The organism is Sphaerisporangium perillae, from assembly GCF_023276435.1.
Taxonomy (GTDB): Bacteria; Actinomycetota; Actinomycetes; order Streptosporangiales; family Streptosporangiaceae; genus Sphaerisporangium; species Sphaerisporangium perillae.
Genome location: NZ_JALLPO010000004.1, coordinates 1 through 16,829 on the forward strand (window position 1 = coordinate 1; position 16,829 = coordinate 16,829).

Here is a 16,829-nt window from a genome sequence, read left to right on the forward strand (position 1 = left end):
GAGTGGACGCTGCGCGCGCTGGAGGCGGGCAAGCACGTGCTGTGCGAGAAGCCACTGGCCGCGAACGCCCGGCAGGCCGAGGAGGTGGCCGCCGCGGCCCGCCGGACCGGCCTGGTCGTCATGGAGGGGATGCACTACCGCCATCACCCGCTCGCCGAGCGGATGCGCGTCCTCGCGCGGGAGGCGCTCGGGCCGATCATCCACGTGGAGACCGCCAACTGCTGGCCCGTCCCGCGCTTCGACGGTGTCCTGTACGACTACGGGCTCGGCGGTGGCGCCACCATGATCGCCGGATGTTACGCGATCGACTGCCTGCGCCTGGTCGGCCCAGGCGAGCCGGTGGTGACCGGAGCCCGGGCGCTGCTGCGCGGCCCCGGCGTCGACCGTGCCATGACCGGGGAGTGCGTCTTTCCCGGCGGGGCGACCGGCCGGTTCCGGTGCTCGCTGTGGAGCGCGGCCCGCCCGTCGATATCGGTCCGGGTGACCGGGGAACGCGGCGAGTTGCGGGTGAGCGGCTACCTCATGCCGCAGGTGTTCCACCGCCTGGTCCTGCGCGCCGGCGGCGAGACGCGGCGCGAGCGCGTGCCCGGCGAGCCGACCTACCTCGCCCAGCTCCGGGCGTTCGCCGCAGCCGTCCTCTCGCATGGGCGGGTCCGGACCGGTCCGGAGAACGCGGCGGCGACCCTGCGGCTGATCGACGGCTTCTACCGGCACTCAGGACTGCGCCCGCGCGGGCTCGGCTAGCGATAGAGGCTGTTGCGTGCCTGGTCTGTAAACGATCTCGCTGCGTGCGTGTGCACAGCAAGTCGCTGAGATACTTCGGCCATGGATACGAGTGCGAGGGCGGACGGGATACGGCCAGGTCAGGCGACGTCCAGGACCGGGCCTAGCCATCCCATGGAATGGGCTCTGCGTTCCGCAGAGCCGTCGGATGTCGAGGTGATCGCGGAACTGCGGGCGACGGTGATGCGTCCGGACCTGGAGCGGTTGGGACGGTTCGATGAGCATCGGGTCCGGCAGCGGCTGCGGGATTCCTTCTCCCCTCAGCACACGTCGGTCATCGTGGCAGATGGCGCCTTCGCGGGCTGCGTCACTGTGCGCCCGGCGGAGGACGGGCGGCGGCTGGAGCATTTCTATCTCGTTCCGGGCCTCCAGGGCCGGGGGCTCGGATCGGCTGTGCTGCGAACACTGCTAGAGGTGCCGAGATGAGGGCCCGGTCGGCCTACGACGGCTTGGGCCGGGTGACCTGACGACGCAGTACCGCGAGCTGGTGGCGAGGCATAAGGATCTCGGCGTCCTTGGAAACGTCCGAGCGTAGGACCAGGGCAAGGGCATCGAGAAGCCGAATGAAGATCAGATAGATCAGTCGTAAAGCCACGAACCCGAATCCTGCCGGTCTCAGGCCGAGTCTGCCCGCGGAACGGGAAACCCCAGGTCACACTCGATGGCCGAAATTCTGGGCACCCACAGGGCCGTGGTCAGGTAGAGGCGTTCTCGGCGGAAGTCGAGGCTCGCTTGGTGGCGGCGCGTTGATGTGCGCCGGTCATGCTTGTTCGTTGGCGCCGTTCGGGGTGGGCCCGGAGCCGGGCTCGGCGCTGTTCTGCAGGTGCCGGATCATGTCCTGCACGACCGCAGGCGTCCGGGTCTGCCGACGCCGCACCGCGCTCATTGTGACGGCGGTCCGATCGCCGGCGATTGGTCGGCCGACGATGAGCCCGGCCCACTCCAGCGGATCGCCGCGAACGCTGTAGTCCGGGAGCAGTGCGATGCCGATGCCCTGCGCGACCATCAACTTGCCCATCTCGGCGCCGTCTGTGGAATACCACTCGGCAGGCAGATTGGAGCCGAAGAGCCGGTGCGCGAAGCGGTGCATCAGGTAGCCCGCGCGCATGGCGACGAAGCGTTCCGCGCGCAGCTCGTCCGCGCTCACCTCGGGTTGGGCGGCGAGCGGGTGTGAGGCCGGGATGACGGCCACCGGCCGGCCGGCCAGGAGCGGCGTGCGCTCCAACTCCGGGGGGACGTCGTCGCCCTCGAGTAGGTTCACCAGTCCGACGTCGAGCGTGCCCTCGGCGAGCATGACGTAGATGTCGTCCTGCTGGAGGTTGCGAATCTCGACTGTCGAGCCGCGATGCTGGGCATGGAAGGCTTGCAACGCGGGGAGTAGCAGGGTGGCCGTTCCGGCATTGACCGTGCCGACCCGGAGTAGCCGGCGCGCGGCGAGCTGGTCCCCGGCGGCCGCGCGCAACCGGGCCACCGAATCCAGGACGTCGATGATCGGCTGGAGCAGGTCACGCCCGGCGTAACTGATCCGCGCCCCGGACCGGTGCCGGTCCAGCAGCGCCACGCCGAGCTCACGCTCCAGCTTGCTGATGGCCTCGCTCAGGGCAGGCAGGGACACGTGTAGATGCTCGCCGGCGCGGCGCAGTGAGCCGTACGTGCCGACGGCCACTACGTACTCAAGCTGCTCGATTCGCATGAGGCCATCCGTGAACGGTGAAGACGGCAGGGCGATATGGAACACCTGCCGGGGCGGGGTTGGGGTAAATAACCCACTAAGCCTATAGTTTTAGTAGGGAAAAGCGGCCCACTAGAGCGGGAGAGGAGGTCGGCCGTGGAGGTAGTACTGACGACCCGGCGCCCGATCGACCTCCTTCGGACGGCCAGTTGCCTCTGTCGGGGACCAGGCCAGGCCTAGTACTACCGCGCTCTGATCCCGGGCACCTCTCATTTCTGCGTACCGGACCTACCTTCGCGCTGTCCTCTCCCTGGAGACATCCATGTCCACAACTGTACCTATACCGGCACGTCCGATGCATTTCGCGGCGTTTGTGATGAACACGACCGGCCACATCATCCAAGGCACCTGGCGCCGCCCGACGGCGCGGCAGGCCGACTTCAACAACCTCGACCACTGGGTGGGGCTCGCCAGGACCCTGGAGCGGGGGAAATTCGACGCGATCTTCTTCGCCGATGTGGTGGGGCTCTACGCGCCCTACCGCGGAGACGAGCGCAAGTACTTCGAGGCAGGCCTGCAGGTGCCCAGCAACGACCCGTCGGTGCTGGCCAGTGCAATCGCGTACGTCACCGAGCACCTCGGCATCGCGTTCACCGCGTCGATCCTGCAGGAGCACCCGTTCAGCTTCGCCCGCCGCATCTCCACGCTCGACCACGCCAGCAAGGGCCGGATCGCCTGGAACATCGTCACCAACTACCTGCCGAACGCCTCCCGCAACTTCGGGCTGGCCGGGCTGACCGCGCACGACGAGCGGTACGCCTGGGCCGACGAGTACGTCGACGTGACCTACAAGCTCTGGGAAGGCTCGTGGGAGGACGACGCCCTCGTCCAGGATCGGCAGACGGGGATCCACGCCGACTTCGACAAGGTCCACCGGATCAACCACGTTGGTCCGCGGTACACGGTCGAAGGGCCGCACTTGGCCAGCCCGTCGCCGCAGCGCACCCCGTTGCTGTTCCAGGCGGGCGCCTCCGAAGCAGGCCGCACCTTCGCGGCCAAGAACGCCGAAGCGGTCTTCATCCAATCGCCGAACCTGGCCGCGGCCGCCCGCGACACCGCCGACATCCGCTCGCGCGCCGTCCAGCACGGCCGTCGGCCCGACGACATCAAGTTCTTCCAGGGACTCTACGTCGTCGCCGGGTCGACCGAGGAGGAGGCGAAGCGGAAGGCGGCCGAGCTCGACGAGTGGATCGACTACGACGGCCAGCTGTCGCACATGTCGGGCGCCCTGGGGATCGACTTCGGGCACGAGGACCTCGACACCCCGATCGGCGAGCTGCGAACCGAGGGGGTGCAGAGCATCGTCGGCTGGATCAAGGACCTGGTCCCCGACCGGCCGGCCACCCTCCGCGACGTCGCGCACTACACCGCCACCAACAGTCGGATCGTCGGTACCCCGGAGCAGATCGCCGACGTGCTCGCGCGGTGGCAGGCGGCCGGCGTCGACGGGATCAATCTGGTCAACACGGAGATCCCCAGTTCGTACGAGGAGTTCGTCGACCACGTCGTCCCCGTGCTCCAGCGGCGAGGCCTGGCGCAGCGGGAGTACGCCGAGGGCACACTGCGCCACAAGCTTTTCGGCCGAGGTGACCGGCTGCCCGAGCGCCACCAGGCCACCCGCTACCGAGGCGCGTTCGCGCCGCAGCCCATCTGAGCGCCGGCCATGAGTGAGAAGAAGCAACTCATCCTCAACCTGTTCGAGATGAACTGCGTCGGCCACATCACACACGGGTTGTGGCGGCTGCCGGGCAACAACCGGCAGCGGTTCACGGACATCGAGTACTGGACCGAGCTCGCCCGGCTACTCGAGTCCGGCGGGTTCGACGCGGTCTTCCTCGCCGACGTGGTCGGGACCTACGACGTCTTCCGAGGTTCGGCGGACGTCTCGATCCGTGAAGGCCTGCAGATTCCCAACAACGACCCGTTGATGGTCGTACCGGCGATGGCGGCGGTCACCGAGCACCTCGGCTTCGGGATTACGTTCTCCACGACGTACGAGCCGCCGTTCGCGTGGGCCCGCCGGTTGAGCACCTTGGATCACCTCACCAAGGGACGGGTGGGCTGGAACATCGTCACCTCGTACCTGCCCAACGCCGCGCGGAACTTCGGGCGGGACGGCGAGGTGGATCACGACACCCGCTTCGAGATCGCCGACGAGTACCTCGACGTCCTCTACAAGCTGTGGGAGGGCTCGTGGGACGACGACGCGATCGTCGCGGACCGGGATGCCAACCTCTTCGCGGACCCGGCGAAGATCCGTCCGATCGACCACGACGGCACCTGGTTCAAGGTCGAGGGACCGCATCTGTCGTCGCCGAGCCCGCAGCGGACGCCGTTGCTCTTCACCGCGACCGCGTCGGCTGCCGGGGCGGCGTTCGCCGGCAAGCACGCCGAGATCGTCTTCACCGGCGGGCCGGACGTCGAGTTCCTGAAGCGGACCATGGCAACCATCCGCAGGGCGGCCACGGACGCCGGGCGCCGGGCGGACGACATCCGGTTCATCACCACCGCGGGCGTGATCGTGGGACGCACCGAGGAGGAGGCGGCGGCGAAGCTTGCGGAGTTCCAGCGACTGAGCAGCCCCGAGGGCTACCTGGCGCATGCCGGCTTGACGTTCGACCCGACCGCCTTTCCGCCAACGACCCAGCTCAAAGATGTCGCCGCTGCCACCGGCGACATCGGCCGCTGGCGCGGCCTCGACTTGGAGCAGACCGTCGGCGAGTTCCTGGCCGGTTTCGGAGACCTGGCCCGGCATGCGCTCTTCGCCGTCGGTACGCCGGAGGTCGTCGCCGACGCGATCGAGAGCTGGCTCGACGACGTCGGTGTCGACGGCATCAACCTGCTGCAGTACCACTCGTACGGCACCGCCGAGGACTTCATCGAACTGGTCGTGCCGGTCCTCCGTGAACGTGGCCGGCTCCGCTCGGCCTACCGCAAGGGCGAGTCGCTGCGCGATCGCATCTTCGGCGCGGGCGATCGCCTGCCGGAGTGGCACCACGGCTCCCGCTACCGCGGCGGTGTGCACCTCCCCATCACCGTGCACCGCACTTCGCAGAGCGCGTCAGCCATCCAAACACCCGGAGAGGGACAAGAACAGAGATGACCCGATTCACCCGCGCACGACTGGTTGCCGTGGGCAGCGGTGCCCTGCTGTTCAGCTCCCTGCTCGCGGGGTGCGGCGCCGATGCCCCCGCCACCGGCGCAGGCGCAGGCACAGGCACCAAGGTCCAGGGCGGCACGATCATCTACGGCCACGAGCAGGAGCCACCCTGCCTCTACGGGGGATGGCTCCAGCAGGCGTACATCGATCGCAACATCCTCGACTCGCTGGTGACCGAGGCGGATGACGGATCGATCAAGCCGTGGCTCGCCACGGACTGGAAGGTGTCGGACGACGGGCTGACGTACACGTTCACGCTGAAGCCGGGGGTGAAGTTCACCGACGGCACGGCGTTGGACGCGCAAGCGGTCGCGGACAACTTCGCCTATTGGGAGAAGGGCGGCAACAGCACGGCCCAGGTCTCGATCGACCCCTACTTCGCGTCGGCGAAGGCGCTCGACACGACGCACCTCCAGGTGACCCTGAACAAGCCGTACCTGCCGTTGCTGACGATGCTGACGCAGGGGTACTTCGGGATCCAGTCCCCGACCGCGCTGAAGCGGAGTGACAAAGAGAACTGTGAGCAGCCGATCGGCTCCGGTGCGTTCAAGGTCAAGGAGTGGAAGCACGGCCAGGAGCTCATCCTGGTCAAAAACCCGGACTACACGTCCTGGCCGGCCACGGCCAAGCACCAGGGTCCGGCGATCGTCGACGAGGTGGACTGGAAGTTCCTGCTCGACCCGGTCGCACGCTACGCGTCACTGACAACCGGTGAATCAAACGTCATCTACGACGTGCCGACGGTCAACTGGAAAGACGCACAGGCGAAGTTCGAGGTGCAGCAGTACATCACCCCGGGCAAGCCGGTCTCGATCTACATGAACACGATCAAGGGCGTCTTCACCGACAAGCTGGTCCGTCAGGCGTTCGCGTACGGTGCCGACCGTAAGTCCGCTGTGGAAGCCGGATTCCACGGGGTCATCCCGTACGAGAACAACCCCTCGGTGAGTCAGTCGACTCCCGGCTACAACCCCGAGGTCGCGAAGGCATACCCGTACGACACGGCCAAGGCCAACCAGCTGCTCGACCAGGCCGGGTGGACGACGAGGGACTCGGCCGGCTACCGGACGAAGGATGGCAAGCAGCTCGAGGTCCGGTTCGCCTTCCCGGCGGGCTCCGTCATGACGGGCGAGGGCTCGACGGTGCTGCAGATCCTGCAGCAGCAGTGGAAGCAGGTCGGCTTCAACGTGGAGCTGATCCCGGAGACGCAGGCGGAGACCTTCTCCGGCAAGTATTCGTCGCCGGACTCCTACGACGCCCAGCCGTGGTACTGGACGAGCCCGAGCGCCGCGATCCTCTGGATCGTCTGGCGCCCGAGCACCAAGGACTCTCCCAACTACAACAACTCGTCCTTCTACGACAACGACGAGCTGGGCACGGTGATCCAGCAGGGCAACAGTGCCGCGACCACCGAGGAGGCGAACAAATTCTACGGGCAGGCCCAGCAGATCATCCAGGACAACGCCGCCGCGGTCGGCCTCTACACCCAGACCAGCTCGATCGCCGTCGCGAAGAACCTGCACGACGTCTGGCTGGAGAAGAGCCAGGGCGAGCCGGTGTTCTCGGATGCCTACTTCACCAAGTGAGGCCGAGATGACCACAGCCGCCGAGGCTGCGGATCCCGCAGTCCCGATACCCGCGCTCTCACGCGCGCCGTCCGCGCGCTCCGGCGTGCGGGCGGTCCGCTGGGGCCTCGTCAAACTCGCCCTCGCGATCCTCGTCCTGGTCGCCGCCGCCTCGGTGACGTTCTTCGCCCAGCTGCTCGTGCCGGGTGACCGTGCGACCACGATCCTGAACCAGCAGACCGGTCGTGCCCAGCTGTGGTCGGCTGCGGACCTGGCGCCGGTCAATCACCAGTTCGGTTTCGACCGGCCGCTGGCCGTCCAGTACGTGGACTACGTCAGCGGGCTGTTCCGCGGCGATCTCGGAACCTCGTACACACAGCACAAGCCGGTCACCGAGGTCATCGGTGCCCAGATCGTACCGAGCCTGGTCCTCACCGTCGCGGCCCTGGTCACCGCGTGGGTGCTCTCTCTCGTGGTCATCCTCGTGACGGTCAAGCGCCGACGGTTCGTCACCGCGATCGGGTCGACCTGGGAGGCGTTGACCGCCAGCTTGCCGCCGTACTGGATCGGGGTCGTCCTCCTGGTCGTCTTCGCGGTGGAGCTGCGGGTCTTCCCCGTCATCGGGGGGACAGGCGTCGCGGGAACCGTCCTGCCGGTGCTCACCCTCGCGCTCCCCCTAGCCGGCTTCCTCGGCCAGGTGACCCGCGACGAGTTCGAGAAAGTGCTCGACCAGCCATTCATCACCACCGCCCGAACCCGCGGCATGAGCGATACCGGGGTTCGCCTCAAGCACGCGCTGCGGCACTCGGTGCTGCCGGCGGTCACGCTCTCCGGCTGGGCCCTGGGCTCGCTGCTCTCCGGCGCGGTCATCGCGGAGAACGTCTTCGGGCGGCCGGGCATCGGACAGGTTCTGGTGGTCGCGGTCAACACCCGGGACGTGCCGACTGTGTCGGGGATCGTCCTGGTGGTGGCCGGCGTGTACGTCATCGCGAATCTGCTGGTCGACCTCGCCTACGTGCTCATCGACTCAAGGCTGCGCGCCTCATGAGCGCCGCATCCGTCTCGCCGGCGGCCACGCGCGCCCGTCTGGCCGCCATCAGGGTGCAGCTCCGTCCTGCCACCGCGGCGTCGCTGCTGGTCGTCGCCTTTCTGGCGGTGGCGGTCATCGCGCCGTCGGTGCTCACCTCGGGGAGCCCGACCACGATCGACCTTCAGCACACGCTGCTGTCTCCATCGTTCAGTCACGTGTTCGGCACCGACGACGCGGGCCGCGACCTCTATACCCGGGCTGTTTACGGTGCGCGGGAGTCCCTCGGGATCGGTCTGGGGGCCACGGGGCTGGCCATGGCGATCGCTATCCTGCTCGGCTTCGCCGCCGGGCTCGCCCGGGGGATCGTCGATGCGGTCCTCACCAGAATCCTGGAGGTCGCCTTCGCGTTCCCTGTTCTCCTGCTGGCGCTGCTTCTGATCGCCATCCGGGGCCCGTCCGTGGCCACCGAGATCGTCGCCGTGGGCATCGGTTCGGCGCCGGGCTACGCGCGCATGGTCCGCGGCCAGGTCCTGCACGTCCGTCAGGCCGGTTACATCGAGTCGGCAGTGGCGCTCGGCCACGGCCGGTGGGTCGTGATCCGGCAGCACCTATTCCCCAACGCCATCCGTCCGCTCGTCGCGGTGATGACGCTCGGTGTCGGTCAGTCGATTGTCTGGGCGTCCGGCCTGGCGTTCCTCGGCCTCGGCGTGGCGCCGCCGAGTCCGGAATGGGGGGCACTACTCGACGCGGGCCGCGACTCCATCACCACCTCTCCGTGGCTGGAGATCATGCCCGGCTTGGTGATCGTCCTGGTCGCCCTCGCCGTCACCTCCCTGGGGCGCACGCTCCAGCACCGACTGGAAGGAGCAGCTCGATGACCGAGGTCACAGCTTCTGAGCGGGTATCCCTGGGCACCGACCCGGACGTGCCGCTGCTTGCCGTCGAGAACCTGCGGGTGTCCTTCGGAGGGCACGAGGTCGTCAGGGGCATCTCGTTCACCGCCCATCCCGGCCGTTGCCTCGCCATCGTGGGGGAGTCGGGGTCGGGAAAGAGCGTCACCGCCAGGACGCTCGTCGGCCTCACCGGCTCCGGAGCCCACGTCCGGGCCGACCGGATCGAACTCGACGGCATCGACCTGACCACGCAATCCGAGCGCACCTGGCGGGCGATCCGTGGGCGCGACATCGGCTTCGTCCTGCAGGACGCCCTCGGCTCGCTGGACCAGCTCCGCAGGGTCGGTGACGAGGTCGCGGAGCCGCTCCGGGTGCACGGCTGGGGCACCAGAGCGTCACGATCACGCAAGGCCATCGAGCTGCTCGGCTCGATGGGTGTCCCGGAACCCGCGGTGAAGGCGCGGCAGCGACCGTACGAGCTCTCCGGCGGCCTGCGCCAGCGCGCCCTGATCGCATCGGCGATCGCGCTCGACCCGAAGCTCATCGTCGCCGACGAGCCCACCACCGCGCTGGACGTCACCGTCCAGGCGCAGGTGCTCGACCTGCTGGCCGAGGCGAAGGCGCACGGCACGTCGATCATCCTCATCAGCCACGATCTGTCGGTCGTCGCCCGGCTGGCCGACGAGGTGGCCGTCATGCGGGACGGCGAGGTCGTCGAGCACGGTCCGGTACACCAGGTCCTGCGCCGGCCGCGGCACGCCTACACCCAGGCGCTGCTCGACGCGATCCCGTCCGAGCACACCCGTGGGACTCGGCTGTCGAGGGGCGGCAACGTCCCGCAGCGTTCCCGTAGGCCGGTCGACCGCGGCCGACCCGTACTGGAGGCGCGGCACCTCACCAAGGTCTACCGGGGGCCGGACAGGGTAGACCGGACCGTCGTTGACGACGTGTCGTTCGAGCTGTTCGGGGGTGAGACTCTCGGCATCGTGGGCGAGTCGGGTTCCGGCAAGACGACGACGGCGCGAATCGCGCTGTCGCTGCTCGCACCGACCTCCGGGGAGGTGCTGCTCCACGGGGAGAGCTGGTCAACGCTGCCGCCGCGCCGGCGTCGCCCCCTGCGCAAACGGATCGGCGTCGTCTACCAGGACCCGTTGAACTCGTTCGACCCGCGCTGGTCGGTCGGCCGGATCACCATCGACGCACTCACCATGGGCAACCGCCCACCCTCGTCCCGGGCGGAGGCACGGGAACGGGCTGTCCGATTGCTGGAGCAGGTGGGGCTGGGAGATCAGCACTTCGACGCCGCGCCGCTGCGCCTGTCCGGCGGACAACGGCAACGGGTCGCCATCGCCCGTGCGCTCGCGCCGGAGCCAGAAGTCATCGTCTGCGACGAGCCGGTCTCGGCGCTCGACGTCTCGATCCAGGCGCAGGTGCTCGACCTGCTCACCGACCTACAGGACGAGCTCGGGGTCAGCTACCTGTTCATCTCGCATGACCTCGGGGTCATCCACCACATGAGTGACCGCATCCTGGTGATGAAGGACGGCCAGGTCGTCGAGTCCGGTACCGCGGACGATGTGTTCCGCCGCCCGCAGCACCCGTACACCCAGCGGCTGCTCACCGCGCTGCCCCGGTTGGTCCCGGCATGAGCGGGACCACGGGTACCACCGACCTGACGGAGCGCTTCGCGCCGGTCTTCGCGGAGATCGCAGAGGGATCGCTGGACCGCGAGGCCGACCGCCGGCTCCCGTACGACGAGGTCGCCCGGCTCCGCGAGACCGGGTTCACCAGGATCCGCGTGCCCCGCTCGCAAGGCGGCCTCGGCGCAACCCTGCCGGAGTTCTTCCGCCTGCTCGTCGCGCTGGCTCAGGCGGACTCGAACTTGCCGCAGCTGCTGCGTGGCCACTTCGGCTTCGTCGAGAGCCGGCTCGTGCACCCCGATGGCAACGTGCGCGACCGCTGGTTGCGCCGGATATCCGACGGGATGGTCGTCGGCAACGCGCAGAGCGAGCTCGGGAACCGTTCGTTCTGGGAGAACGCGACGACGATCAGCGAAGTGCCGGACGGTCGCGGCTGGCGGCTCACCGGTAAGAAGTTCTACTCGACAGGCAGCCTGTTCGCCGACTGGATCCACACGACCGCGACGGTGGACGGCGGGCACAGCGCGGACGTGCTCGTTCCCACTGCGGCCCAGGGCGTGCACCGGCTCGATGACTGGGACGGGTTCGGGCAGCGGCTGACCGGGAGCGGGACGACGCTGTTTGAGGATGTCGAGATGGCGCAACGCCCGCACGCTGGCCTCGCACAACCCGCTCATCTACCGCCACCAGATCATCGGCGACCACGTGCTCAACGGAACGAGTCCGAGCGCGGCGTACGCCCGGAACTGGGAGTATCCGCGTGGAAAGGACGATGCATGACAGCATCGGAACAGAAGATCAGGGTACCGGTGCTCTCCACCGAGGAGGCGGTGGAGGCGGCAGCGGAGCTGGCCACCGATTTCGCCGCAGCGGCTGCCTGGCGCGACGCGGAGCGGATCCTGCCTTCCGACGAGCTGGACCGGCTCAGCGCATCCGGCCTGTTGGCCACTACGGTGCCGGCGACGTACGGCGGCGCCGACCTGCCGGTAGCCACGGTGGTCGAGGTGATCCGGCTGCTGTCGGTCGCCGACCCGAACATCGGGCAGATCCCGCACAGCCACTTCGTCTACGTCAGCAACCTGCGACTGCACGGCACACCGGCGCAGCAGTCCCAGCTGTTCGCCGAGGTGCTGGCCGGCAAGCGGTTCGGCAACGCGCAGTCGGAGGCGGGCACCAAGCACGTGCGGGACATTCGGACGACGCTGGTCCCCGACGGCCCCGGGCGCTGGCGGCTGAACGGCCGCAAGTTCTACGCCACCGGTGCGCTGCTCGCTGATTGGATCCCGGTGCTCGCCCACCTTGATGTGGACGGACCGCTGCACGTCGCCTGGGTCGAGCGCACCACCCCCGGTGTCGAAGTGATCGACGACTGGAACGGGCTGGGCCAGCGCACCACCGCCAGCGGCAGTGTCGTGCTGACCGATGTGAGCGTCACAACGGACCTCATCACCCCGTACGCGGTCACTTTCGACGGCCCGCAGACCTATGGCGCGTTCGCGCAGGTGCTGCACGCGGCGATCGACGCCGGAATCGCACGAGCGGCGGTCTTGCAAGCTGCCGCGTTCGTCCGTGACGTGAGCAGACCCTATCCCGACGCAGGGGTAGAACGCGCCGCGGACGACCCGCTGGTGATCCACGCCTTCGGCGAGATGGAGCTGGCGGTGCGTGCGGCGGAGGCCCTGCTGAAGGAAGCTGCGGCAGCCGTCGACCGGGCCGGCGCCGACCTGACCGTGGAGTCCGCAGGCCAGGCCAGTCTCGCGGTCGCGGCTGCCCGTGCAGCGACGACGAGCGCGGCGCTTGAGGCGAGCACCCGGCTCTTCGAGGTCGCCGGCACCCGGTCGGCCGCAGCGAGCCTGCGCCTCGATCGGCACTGGCGCAACGCGCGTACCCACACACTGCACGATCCCGCCGCGTGGAAGATTCAGCACCTCGGCCACTGGGCCGTCACGGGCACCCTTCCTCCCAACCACGGACAGCTGTGAGGCGTGATGACTGACCTGAAGTTCCACTGGTTCCTGCCCACGAACGGCGGTGACGGCCGGCACGTCGTCGGCGGCGGTCACGGAGTGGCAGCCGAGGCCTCCGGCCGCCCGGCGACGGTGCCCTACCTGGGCCAGATCGCACGGAGCGCCGAGCAGCTCGGGTTCGAGGCCGCGCTGACGCCGACCGGAGCGTGGTGCGAGGACGCCTGGATCACTACCGCCATGCTCAGCAGCCTCTCCGAACGCCTGAAGTTCCTGGTCGCGTTCCGGCCGGGGATGGTCTCCCCGTTCCTCGCCGCGCAGATGGCGGGTTCGTTCCAGAACCTGTCCGCTGGCCGTCTCCTGCTGAACGTGGTGACCGGCGGCGAGAGCCACGAGCAGCGCATGTACGGGGACTTCCTCGACAAGGAGGCCCGGTACGAACGGTGTGCGGAGTTCCTCGAGATCGTTCGGGCGCTGTGGACCGGCGAGACGGTCGACCGCGAGGGGCGCCACTACCGCATCGACAGCGCGGTCCTCGCACAGATCCCCGACCCGCTTCCGCAGGTCTACTTCGGAGGGTCCTCGCAGGCGGCGTACGACGTCGCGGCCAAGCACGTGGACGTCTACCTGACCTGGGGCGAGCCACCCGCGGCGGTCGCGGAGAAGATTGGCCGGCTGCGCGTGCTCGCCGACAAAGAGGGCCGCGAGCTGACCTACGGCATCCGGCTGCACACCATCGCCCGCGACACCGCAGAGGAAGCGTGGGCCGAGGCCGACCGGTTGCTCGCGGGCATCTCCGAGGAGCAGATCCGACGCGTACAGGACGGACTGCGGCGTAGCGAGTCCGAAGGGCAGAAGCGAATGCTCGCCCTCAACGGCGGCACGAAGGCCGGGCTGGAGATCTACCCGAACCTGTGGGCGGGCGTAGGCCTGGTCCGAGGGGGTGCCGGCACCGCCATGGTGGGATCGCACGGGCAGATCGCCGACCTGATCGAGGAGTACACGTCGGTCGGGATCTCCGAGTTCGTGCTGTCGGGCTACCCTCACCTGGAGGAGGCGTACCACTTCGGCGAAGGAGTTCTGCCCGAGTTGACCCGCCGTGGCCTGTGGCGCCATCCGGCTCCGCCCCGGACCACGACGACTGCCGTCCCGTTCGGCGGCAGTCTCTCGACGGGGAGGCCGGCATGAGCCCCCGGTCCGACGTCGACGACGTGCCACCGGATCCTGCCGACCGTGCGCCGGTGGTCGCCGCCGCGCGTCCGTTCCGCACCAACCAGGACCTCGACCCGGACGGGTTGCGGAAGGTCTTCGGGATCTTCCCAACCGGGGTCGTGGCTGTCGCCGCGAAGGTCGATGGCGAGCTGGTCGGTCTGGCAGCCAGTTCTTTCACATCCGTTAGCCTCAGACCGCCACTCGTGTCGTTCTCGGTCGCCAAAGCGTCGAAGACCTGGCCTTGGCTGCGCCGGGCCAGGCATCTCGGTGTGACCATCCTCGCCGACCATCACGGGCCGGTCGCGCGCCGACTGGCAGGGCCGGCCGAGGCCCGCTTTGACGGGGTGGACGTGGCGCTCAGCGGCCTGGGCGCGGTAACGCTCGTGGACGGACTGGCGCAGTTTGACACCACTATCTACCAGGAGGTGCAAGCTGGCGATCACATCATCGTGCTTCTGGAGTTGCACGCGGTCGAGCACGTCGACACGTCCTCGCCGCTGGTCTTCCACCGGAGTGCATTCAGCCGCCTGCACCACCCGACCGCATCGTCGACGTGATTCATGACAGGTCCGTTCAATGCCCTCACTGGCTGCAACGACGACCAGCTGCGGCGAGGGTAGCCGCCGGGCCCGCACAGCGGTATGAGAGGAAGCGGACCGTGCCGCACGCTTGTGCTGTGCCAGGGGCCATCGAAGGATTCAGGGTGAGTTGGTCGGCCTGGGGCATCGGGTGGGGGAGGGCACGATGCGGCGGATTCTGGCGGCGGCCGGGTCCGGCCCGGCACCACGCCGGGTGTCACCGAGCTGGCGGCTATTCCTGGCCTCCCAGGCGGCCGGCCTGCTGGCCTGTGACTTCGTGCACGCCGACACCCTGTTCCTCAAGCGGCTGTACATCTTCTTCGTGATGAAGATCGAAACCCGACGTATCCACATCCTGGGCGTGACCGCTCACCCGACCGGGGCGTGGACCGCTCAGCAGGCGAGGAATCTGCTGATGGACTTGGGGGAGCGTGCCGGCCGGTTCAAGTTCCTCATCAGAGACCGCGACGGCAAGCTCTCCCGGGTCTTCGAACCAGGTGTTCACCGGCGGCGGCATACAAATCATCAAAACTCCACCCCGGGCGCCTCGAACGGATTGCTATGCGGAGCGATTTGCCAGGACACTACGGCGTGAGTGCCTGGACCACGTGCTGGTCTATGGTGAGCGGCATCTGCGCCGGGTGCTCGCCGAGTTTGAGCGGCACTATAACGATCATGTGCGCCGTGAGGCGCTTGTTCTCCGAGCGGGGGTGGAAGACCTCCGACGGTGGGCCGTCGCAGCGGCCTGCTGAAGCCGAGGGCAGCCTGATCCGGGGAGGTGCACGGGCCGGGTGGGAGCAGCCCTGACAAAGCTCGGACGTGTCGGTACTGCCAGACGGCACGGGCCGGGCGAGCGAGATAGGACGGTACACGCGAGAAATCAGTGTTGGAAGCCTCGTTATGTAGAGTCGGCCCCAAACCTGGTGGATATGGGCCGGTGTGCGGTGCGCGTCCAACACGTCCGGGTCCAGCGTCTCGTCGATGTGCAGGTCGAGGCCCACACCGGCGCCCGCGCCGGCGTCGGCGAGGGCCTCGACCGCGCCTGCCGGGTCGTCGTCGAGCGCGGGCGCTCCGCCGACCAGGTCCGCCCCCGCGAGCAGGGCCGCGCGCAACAGGGCCCGGGCGGCTAGCCACGCCCCGATCGCGCCGCGCAGCGAGCCGTCCGGGTTATCCACCCGGGCCGCGGTGAACGCCTTGTCGAGGTGGGCGTGCGGCTCGACCAAGGAAGGCAGCACGAGGTAGCCGGTGAGATCGAGCGCTTCGGCGTGCCCGGAGCTTGCGCCACCCGGAGTCTGGAGGTCGTGCGATCAGGCCTTCGGCGATGGTGATGTCGGCCACGCGGCCGTCGGCCAGCCCCGCTCCGCGGTGCAGGACAGGCACGATGGAGGTGGGTGGGGACGAGGATCGCGGGATCTGCCAAGGGTTGTGCTGGGGCCGGTCAGCCGGCCCGCTCTGTCGTACGGGTCACGGGGACGGGGTTCGAGAACAGGTCCAGCACCGGGCAGTGCTCGTCCACGGCCACGGCGAGCCGCTGGTAGCTTTCCGCGGGCTCGGGCCCGTCCACGGTGACGTGGACGCGTATGGCCGAGAACCCCGGCCGGACGGCGTCGTCGAATCCGAAGAAGCCGCGGATGTCCAGGTCGCCTTCCACCCGGACGCTGAGCGTGTCGAATGGGATCCCGAGCTGCTCGGCCCAGAACCGGTAGGTGATCGCCTGGCACGAGCCGAGCGCCGCCAGCGCGTACTGGACGGGGTTCGCGGCCCGGTCGCCGCCGCCGAGTGCCGGCGGCTCGTCAACGGTGAAAGTGTGCGCCCCGGTGCGGATGTCGACCTCGGTGACGCCGACCAGCGTTCCGTGCGCGCCGAAGACGAGCTGGGCGCTGGCGGCGTCGTCGGTGACCGCCTTGCGGGTCTCAGCGATGACAGTGTCGAGGGACATGAGGGCTCCTCCTTGAGCAGGGCTGATGCTCAATTCTTGGTAATTTAGGTAGGTATTGTCAAGAATTTCGATGTTTCCATATCATGCTGTACGTGGACGATCACCAGTGGGGCCTGCGCACCCGTGCGCTGCACGCGGGAGGCCGCCCCGGCCCGGCGACCGGGGCGCGGGCGGTACCCATCTGCCAGGCGACCAGCTTCGTCTTCGAGGACACCCCCGACGCGGCGGACCCGTTCGCGCTGCAGAAGTACGGCAATATCTACAGCCGCATCGCCAGCCCGGCGGTGGCGGCCTTAATAAAAACCTACCAAACAAGTAGGACTTGACGGGAAT

At 68.6% G+C, this 16,829-nt stretch carries 18 protein-coding genes; 16 read left to right on the plus strand and 2 right to left on the minus strand.

Annotated features, from left to right (window positions below):
* Positions 1-744 (plus strand): Gfo/Idh/MocA family protein (locus MYF83_RS04830; RefSeq protein WP_248958939.1); only part of this gene is annotated, 744 nt, incomplete at its 5' end.
* 195 nt (positions 745-939) lie between these two features.
* A complete protein-coding gene (locus tag MYF83_RS04835; RefSeq protein WP_248958940.1) occupies positions 940-1,209 on the plus strand; it encodes a GNAT family N-acetyltransferase in 270 nt (89 codons plus the stop codon).
* A gap of 334 nt (positions 1,210-1,543) precedes the next feature.
* Here the strand turns inward: MYF83_RS04835 and MYF83_RS04840 are convergent, their stop codons facing one another.
* The gene (locus MYF83_RS04840) at positions 1,544-2,476 is read right to left on the minus strand and encodes a LysR family transcriptional regulator (RefSeq protein WP_248958941.1); all 933 of its coding nucleotides are present in this window, start codon (positions 2,474-2,476) and stop codon (positions 1,544-1,546) included.
* A 135-nt stretch (positions 2,477-2,611) separates the two neighbouring features.
* On the opposite strand from MYF83_RS04840, the gene MYF83_RS44140 reads away from it, so the two are divergent.
* From MYF83_RS44140 to MYF83_RS44150, 13 genes are all read left to right on the plus strand, one after another.
* Positions 2,612-2,695, plus strand: a complete 84-nt coding sequence (locus MYF83_RS44140; protein ID WP_372500096.1) for a putative leader peptide — start codon at positions 2,612-2,614, stop codon at positions 2,693-2,695.
* A 115-nt stretch (positions 2,696-2,810) separates the two neighbouring features.
* Positions 2,811-4,169: an LLM class flavin-dependent oxidoreductase gene (locus MYF83_RS04845; RefSeq protein ID WP_279339132.1), complete on the plus strand. Its 1,359-nt coding sequence runs from the start codon at positions 2,811-2,813 to the stop codon at positions 4,167-4,169.
* Positions 4,170-4,178: 9 nt separating this feature from the next.
* A complete protein-coding gene (locus tag MYF83_RS04850; RefSeq protein ID WP_248958943.1) occupies positions 4,179-5,618 on the plus strand; it encodes an NtaA/DmoA family FMN-dependent monooxygenase in 1,440 nt (479 codons plus the stop codon).
* Complete coding sequence (locus MYF83_RS04855) at positions 5,615-7,261, plus strand: ABC transporter substrate-binding protein (protein ID WP_248958944.1); 1,647 nt, start codon at positions 5,615-5,617, stop codon at positions 7,259-7,261. The genes MYF83_RS04850 and MYF83_RS04855 overlap by 4 nt, the downstream gene beginning before the upstream one ends.
* Before the next feature lie 7 nt (positions 7,262-7,268).
* The gene (locus tag MYF83_RS04860; RefSeq protein ID WP_248958945.1) at positions 7,269-8,288 is read left to right on the plus strand and encodes an ABC transporter permease; all 1,020 of its coding nucleotides are present in this window, start codon (positions 7,269-7,271) and stop codon (positions 8,286-8,288) included.
* Positions 8,285-9,148, plus strand: a complete 864-nt coding sequence (locus tag MYF83_RS04865) for an ABC transporter permease (protein ID WP_248958946.1) — start codon at positions 8,285-8,287, stop codon at positions 9,146-9,148. Before MYF83_RS04860 ends, MYF83_RS04865 begins: the two co-directional genes overlap by 4 nt.
* On the plus strand, positions 9,145-10,812 hold the full coding sequence (locus MYF83_RS04870; protein WP_248958947.1) for a dipeptide ABC transporter ATP-binding protein: 1,668 nt from the start codon (positions 9,145-9,147) through the stop codon (positions 10,810-10,812). Before MYF83_RS04865 ends, MYF83_RS04870 begins: the two co-directional genes overlap by 4 nt.
* 149 nt (positions 10,813-10,961) lie before the next feature.
* The gene (locus tag MYF83_RS04875) at positions 10,962-12,785 is read left to right on the plus strand and encodes an SfnB family sulfur acquisition oxidoreductase (protein WP_248958948.1); all 1,824 of its coding nucleotides are present in this window, start codon (positions 10,962-10,964) and stop codon (positions 12,783-12,785) included.
* A 6-nt stretch (positions 12,786-12,791) separates the two neighbouring features.
* Positions 12,792-13,955 (plus strand): LLM class flavin-dependent oxidoreductase, encoded by a 1,164-nt coding sequence (locus MYF83_RS04880; RefSeq protein ID WP_248958949.1) that lies wholly within the window; start codon positions 12,792-12,794, stop codon positions 13,953-13,955.
* The gene (locus tag MYF83_RS04885) at positions 13,952-14,536 is read left to right on the plus strand and encodes a flavin reductase family protein (RefSeq protein ID WP_248958950.1); all 585 of its coding nucleotides are present in this window, start codon (positions 13,952-13,954) and stop codon (positions 14,534-14,536) included. Before MYF83_RS04880 ends, MYF83_RS04885 begins: the two co-directional genes overlap by 4 nt.
* 187 nt (positions 14,537-14,723) lie before the next feature.
* Positions 14,724-15,152, plus strand: coding sequence for a hypothetical protein (locus tag MYF83_RS04890; RefSeq protein ID WP_248958951.1), 429 nt, complete (start codon positions 14,724-14,726; stop codon positions 15,150-15,152).
* The gene (locus tag MYF83_RS44145) at positions 15,055-15,309 is read left to right on the plus strand and encodes an integrase core domain-containing protein (RefSeq protein ID WP_372500089.1); all 255 of its coding nucleotides are present in this window, start codon (positions 15,055-15,057) and stop codon (positions 15,307-15,309) included. The genes MYF83_RS04890 and MYF83_RS44145 overlap by 98 nt, the downstream gene beginning before the upstream one ends.
* A 192-nt stretch (positions 15,310-15,501) precedes the next feature.
* Positions 15,502-15,687, plus strand: a complete 186-nt coding sequence (locus tag MYF83_RS44150; RefSeq protein ID WP_372500090.1) for a hypothetical protein — start codon at positions 15,502-15,504, stop codon at positions 15,685-15,687.
* 308 nt (positions 15,688-15,995) lie between these two features.
* Here the strand turns inward: MYF83_RS44150 and MYF83_RS04900 are convergent, their stop codons facing one another.
* Positions 15,996-16,496 (minus strand): OsmC family protein, encoded by a 501-nt coding sequence (locus tag MYF83_RS04900; protein WP_248958953.1) that lies wholly within the window; start codon positions 16,494-16,496, stop codon positions 15,996-15,998.
* Between the two features lie 83 nt (positions 16,497-16,579).
* Here MYF83_RS04900 and MYF83_RS04905 point away from each other — a divergent pair, with 83 nt between their 5' ends.
* Positions 16,580-16,822: a PLP-dependent transferase gene (locus MYF83_RS04905; protein ID WP_248958954.1), complete on the plus strand. Its 243-nt coding sequence runs from the start codon at positions 16,580-16,582 to the stop codon at positions 16,820-16,822.
* The last annotated feature ends 7 nt before the right edge of the window (positions 16,823-16,829 follow it).

Coding starts and splice junctions, on each gene's coding strand:
- MYF83_RS04900 (WP_248958953.1), bottom strand. CDS start 16,496: ATGTCCCTCGACACTGTCATCGCTGAGACCCGCAAGGCGGTCACCGAC.
- MYF83_RS04840 (WP_248958941.1), bottom strand. CDS start 2,476: ATGCGAATCGAGCAGCTTGAGTACGTAGTGGCCGTCGGCACGTACGGC.
- MYF83_RS04860 (WP_248958945.1), top strand. CDS start 7,269: ATGACCACAGCCGCCGAGGCTGCGGATCCCGCAGTCCCGATACCCGCG.
- MYF83_RS04865 (WP_248958946.1), top strand. CDS start 8,285: ATGAGCGCCGCATCCGTCTCGCCGGCGGCCACGCGCGCCCGTCTGGCC.
- MYF83_RS04850 (WP_248958943.1), top strand. CDS start 4,179: ATGAGTGAGAAGAAGCAACTCATCCTCAACCTGTTCGAGATGAACTGC.
- MYF83_RS04885 (WP_248958950.1), top strand. CDS start 13,952: ATGAGCCCCCGGTCCGACGTCGACGACGTGCCACCGGATCCTGCCGAC.
- MYF83_RS04845 (WP_279339132.1), top strand. CDS start 2,811: ATGCATTTCGCGGCGTTTGTGATGAACACGACCGGCCACATCATCCAA.
- MYF83_RS04905 (WP_248958954.1), top strand. CDS start 16,580: ATGCTGTACGTGGACGATCACCAGTGGGGCCTGCGCACCCGTGCGCTG.
- MYF83_RS04880 (WP_248958949.1), top strand. CDS start 12,792: ATGACTGACCTGAAGTTCCACTGGTTCCTGCCCACGAACGGCGGTGAC.
- MYF83_RS04855 (WP_248958944.1), top strand. CDS start 5,615: ATGACCCGATTCACCCGCGCACGACTGGTTGCCGTGGGCAGCGGTGCC.
- MYF83_RS04890 (WP_248958951.1), top strand. CDS start 14,724: ATGCGGCGGATTCTGGCGGCGGCCGGGTCCGGCCCGGCACCACGCCGG.
- MYF83_RS04870 (WP_248958947.1), top strand. CDS start 9,145: ATGACCGAGGTCACAGCTTCTGAGCGGGTATCCCTGGGCACCGACCCG.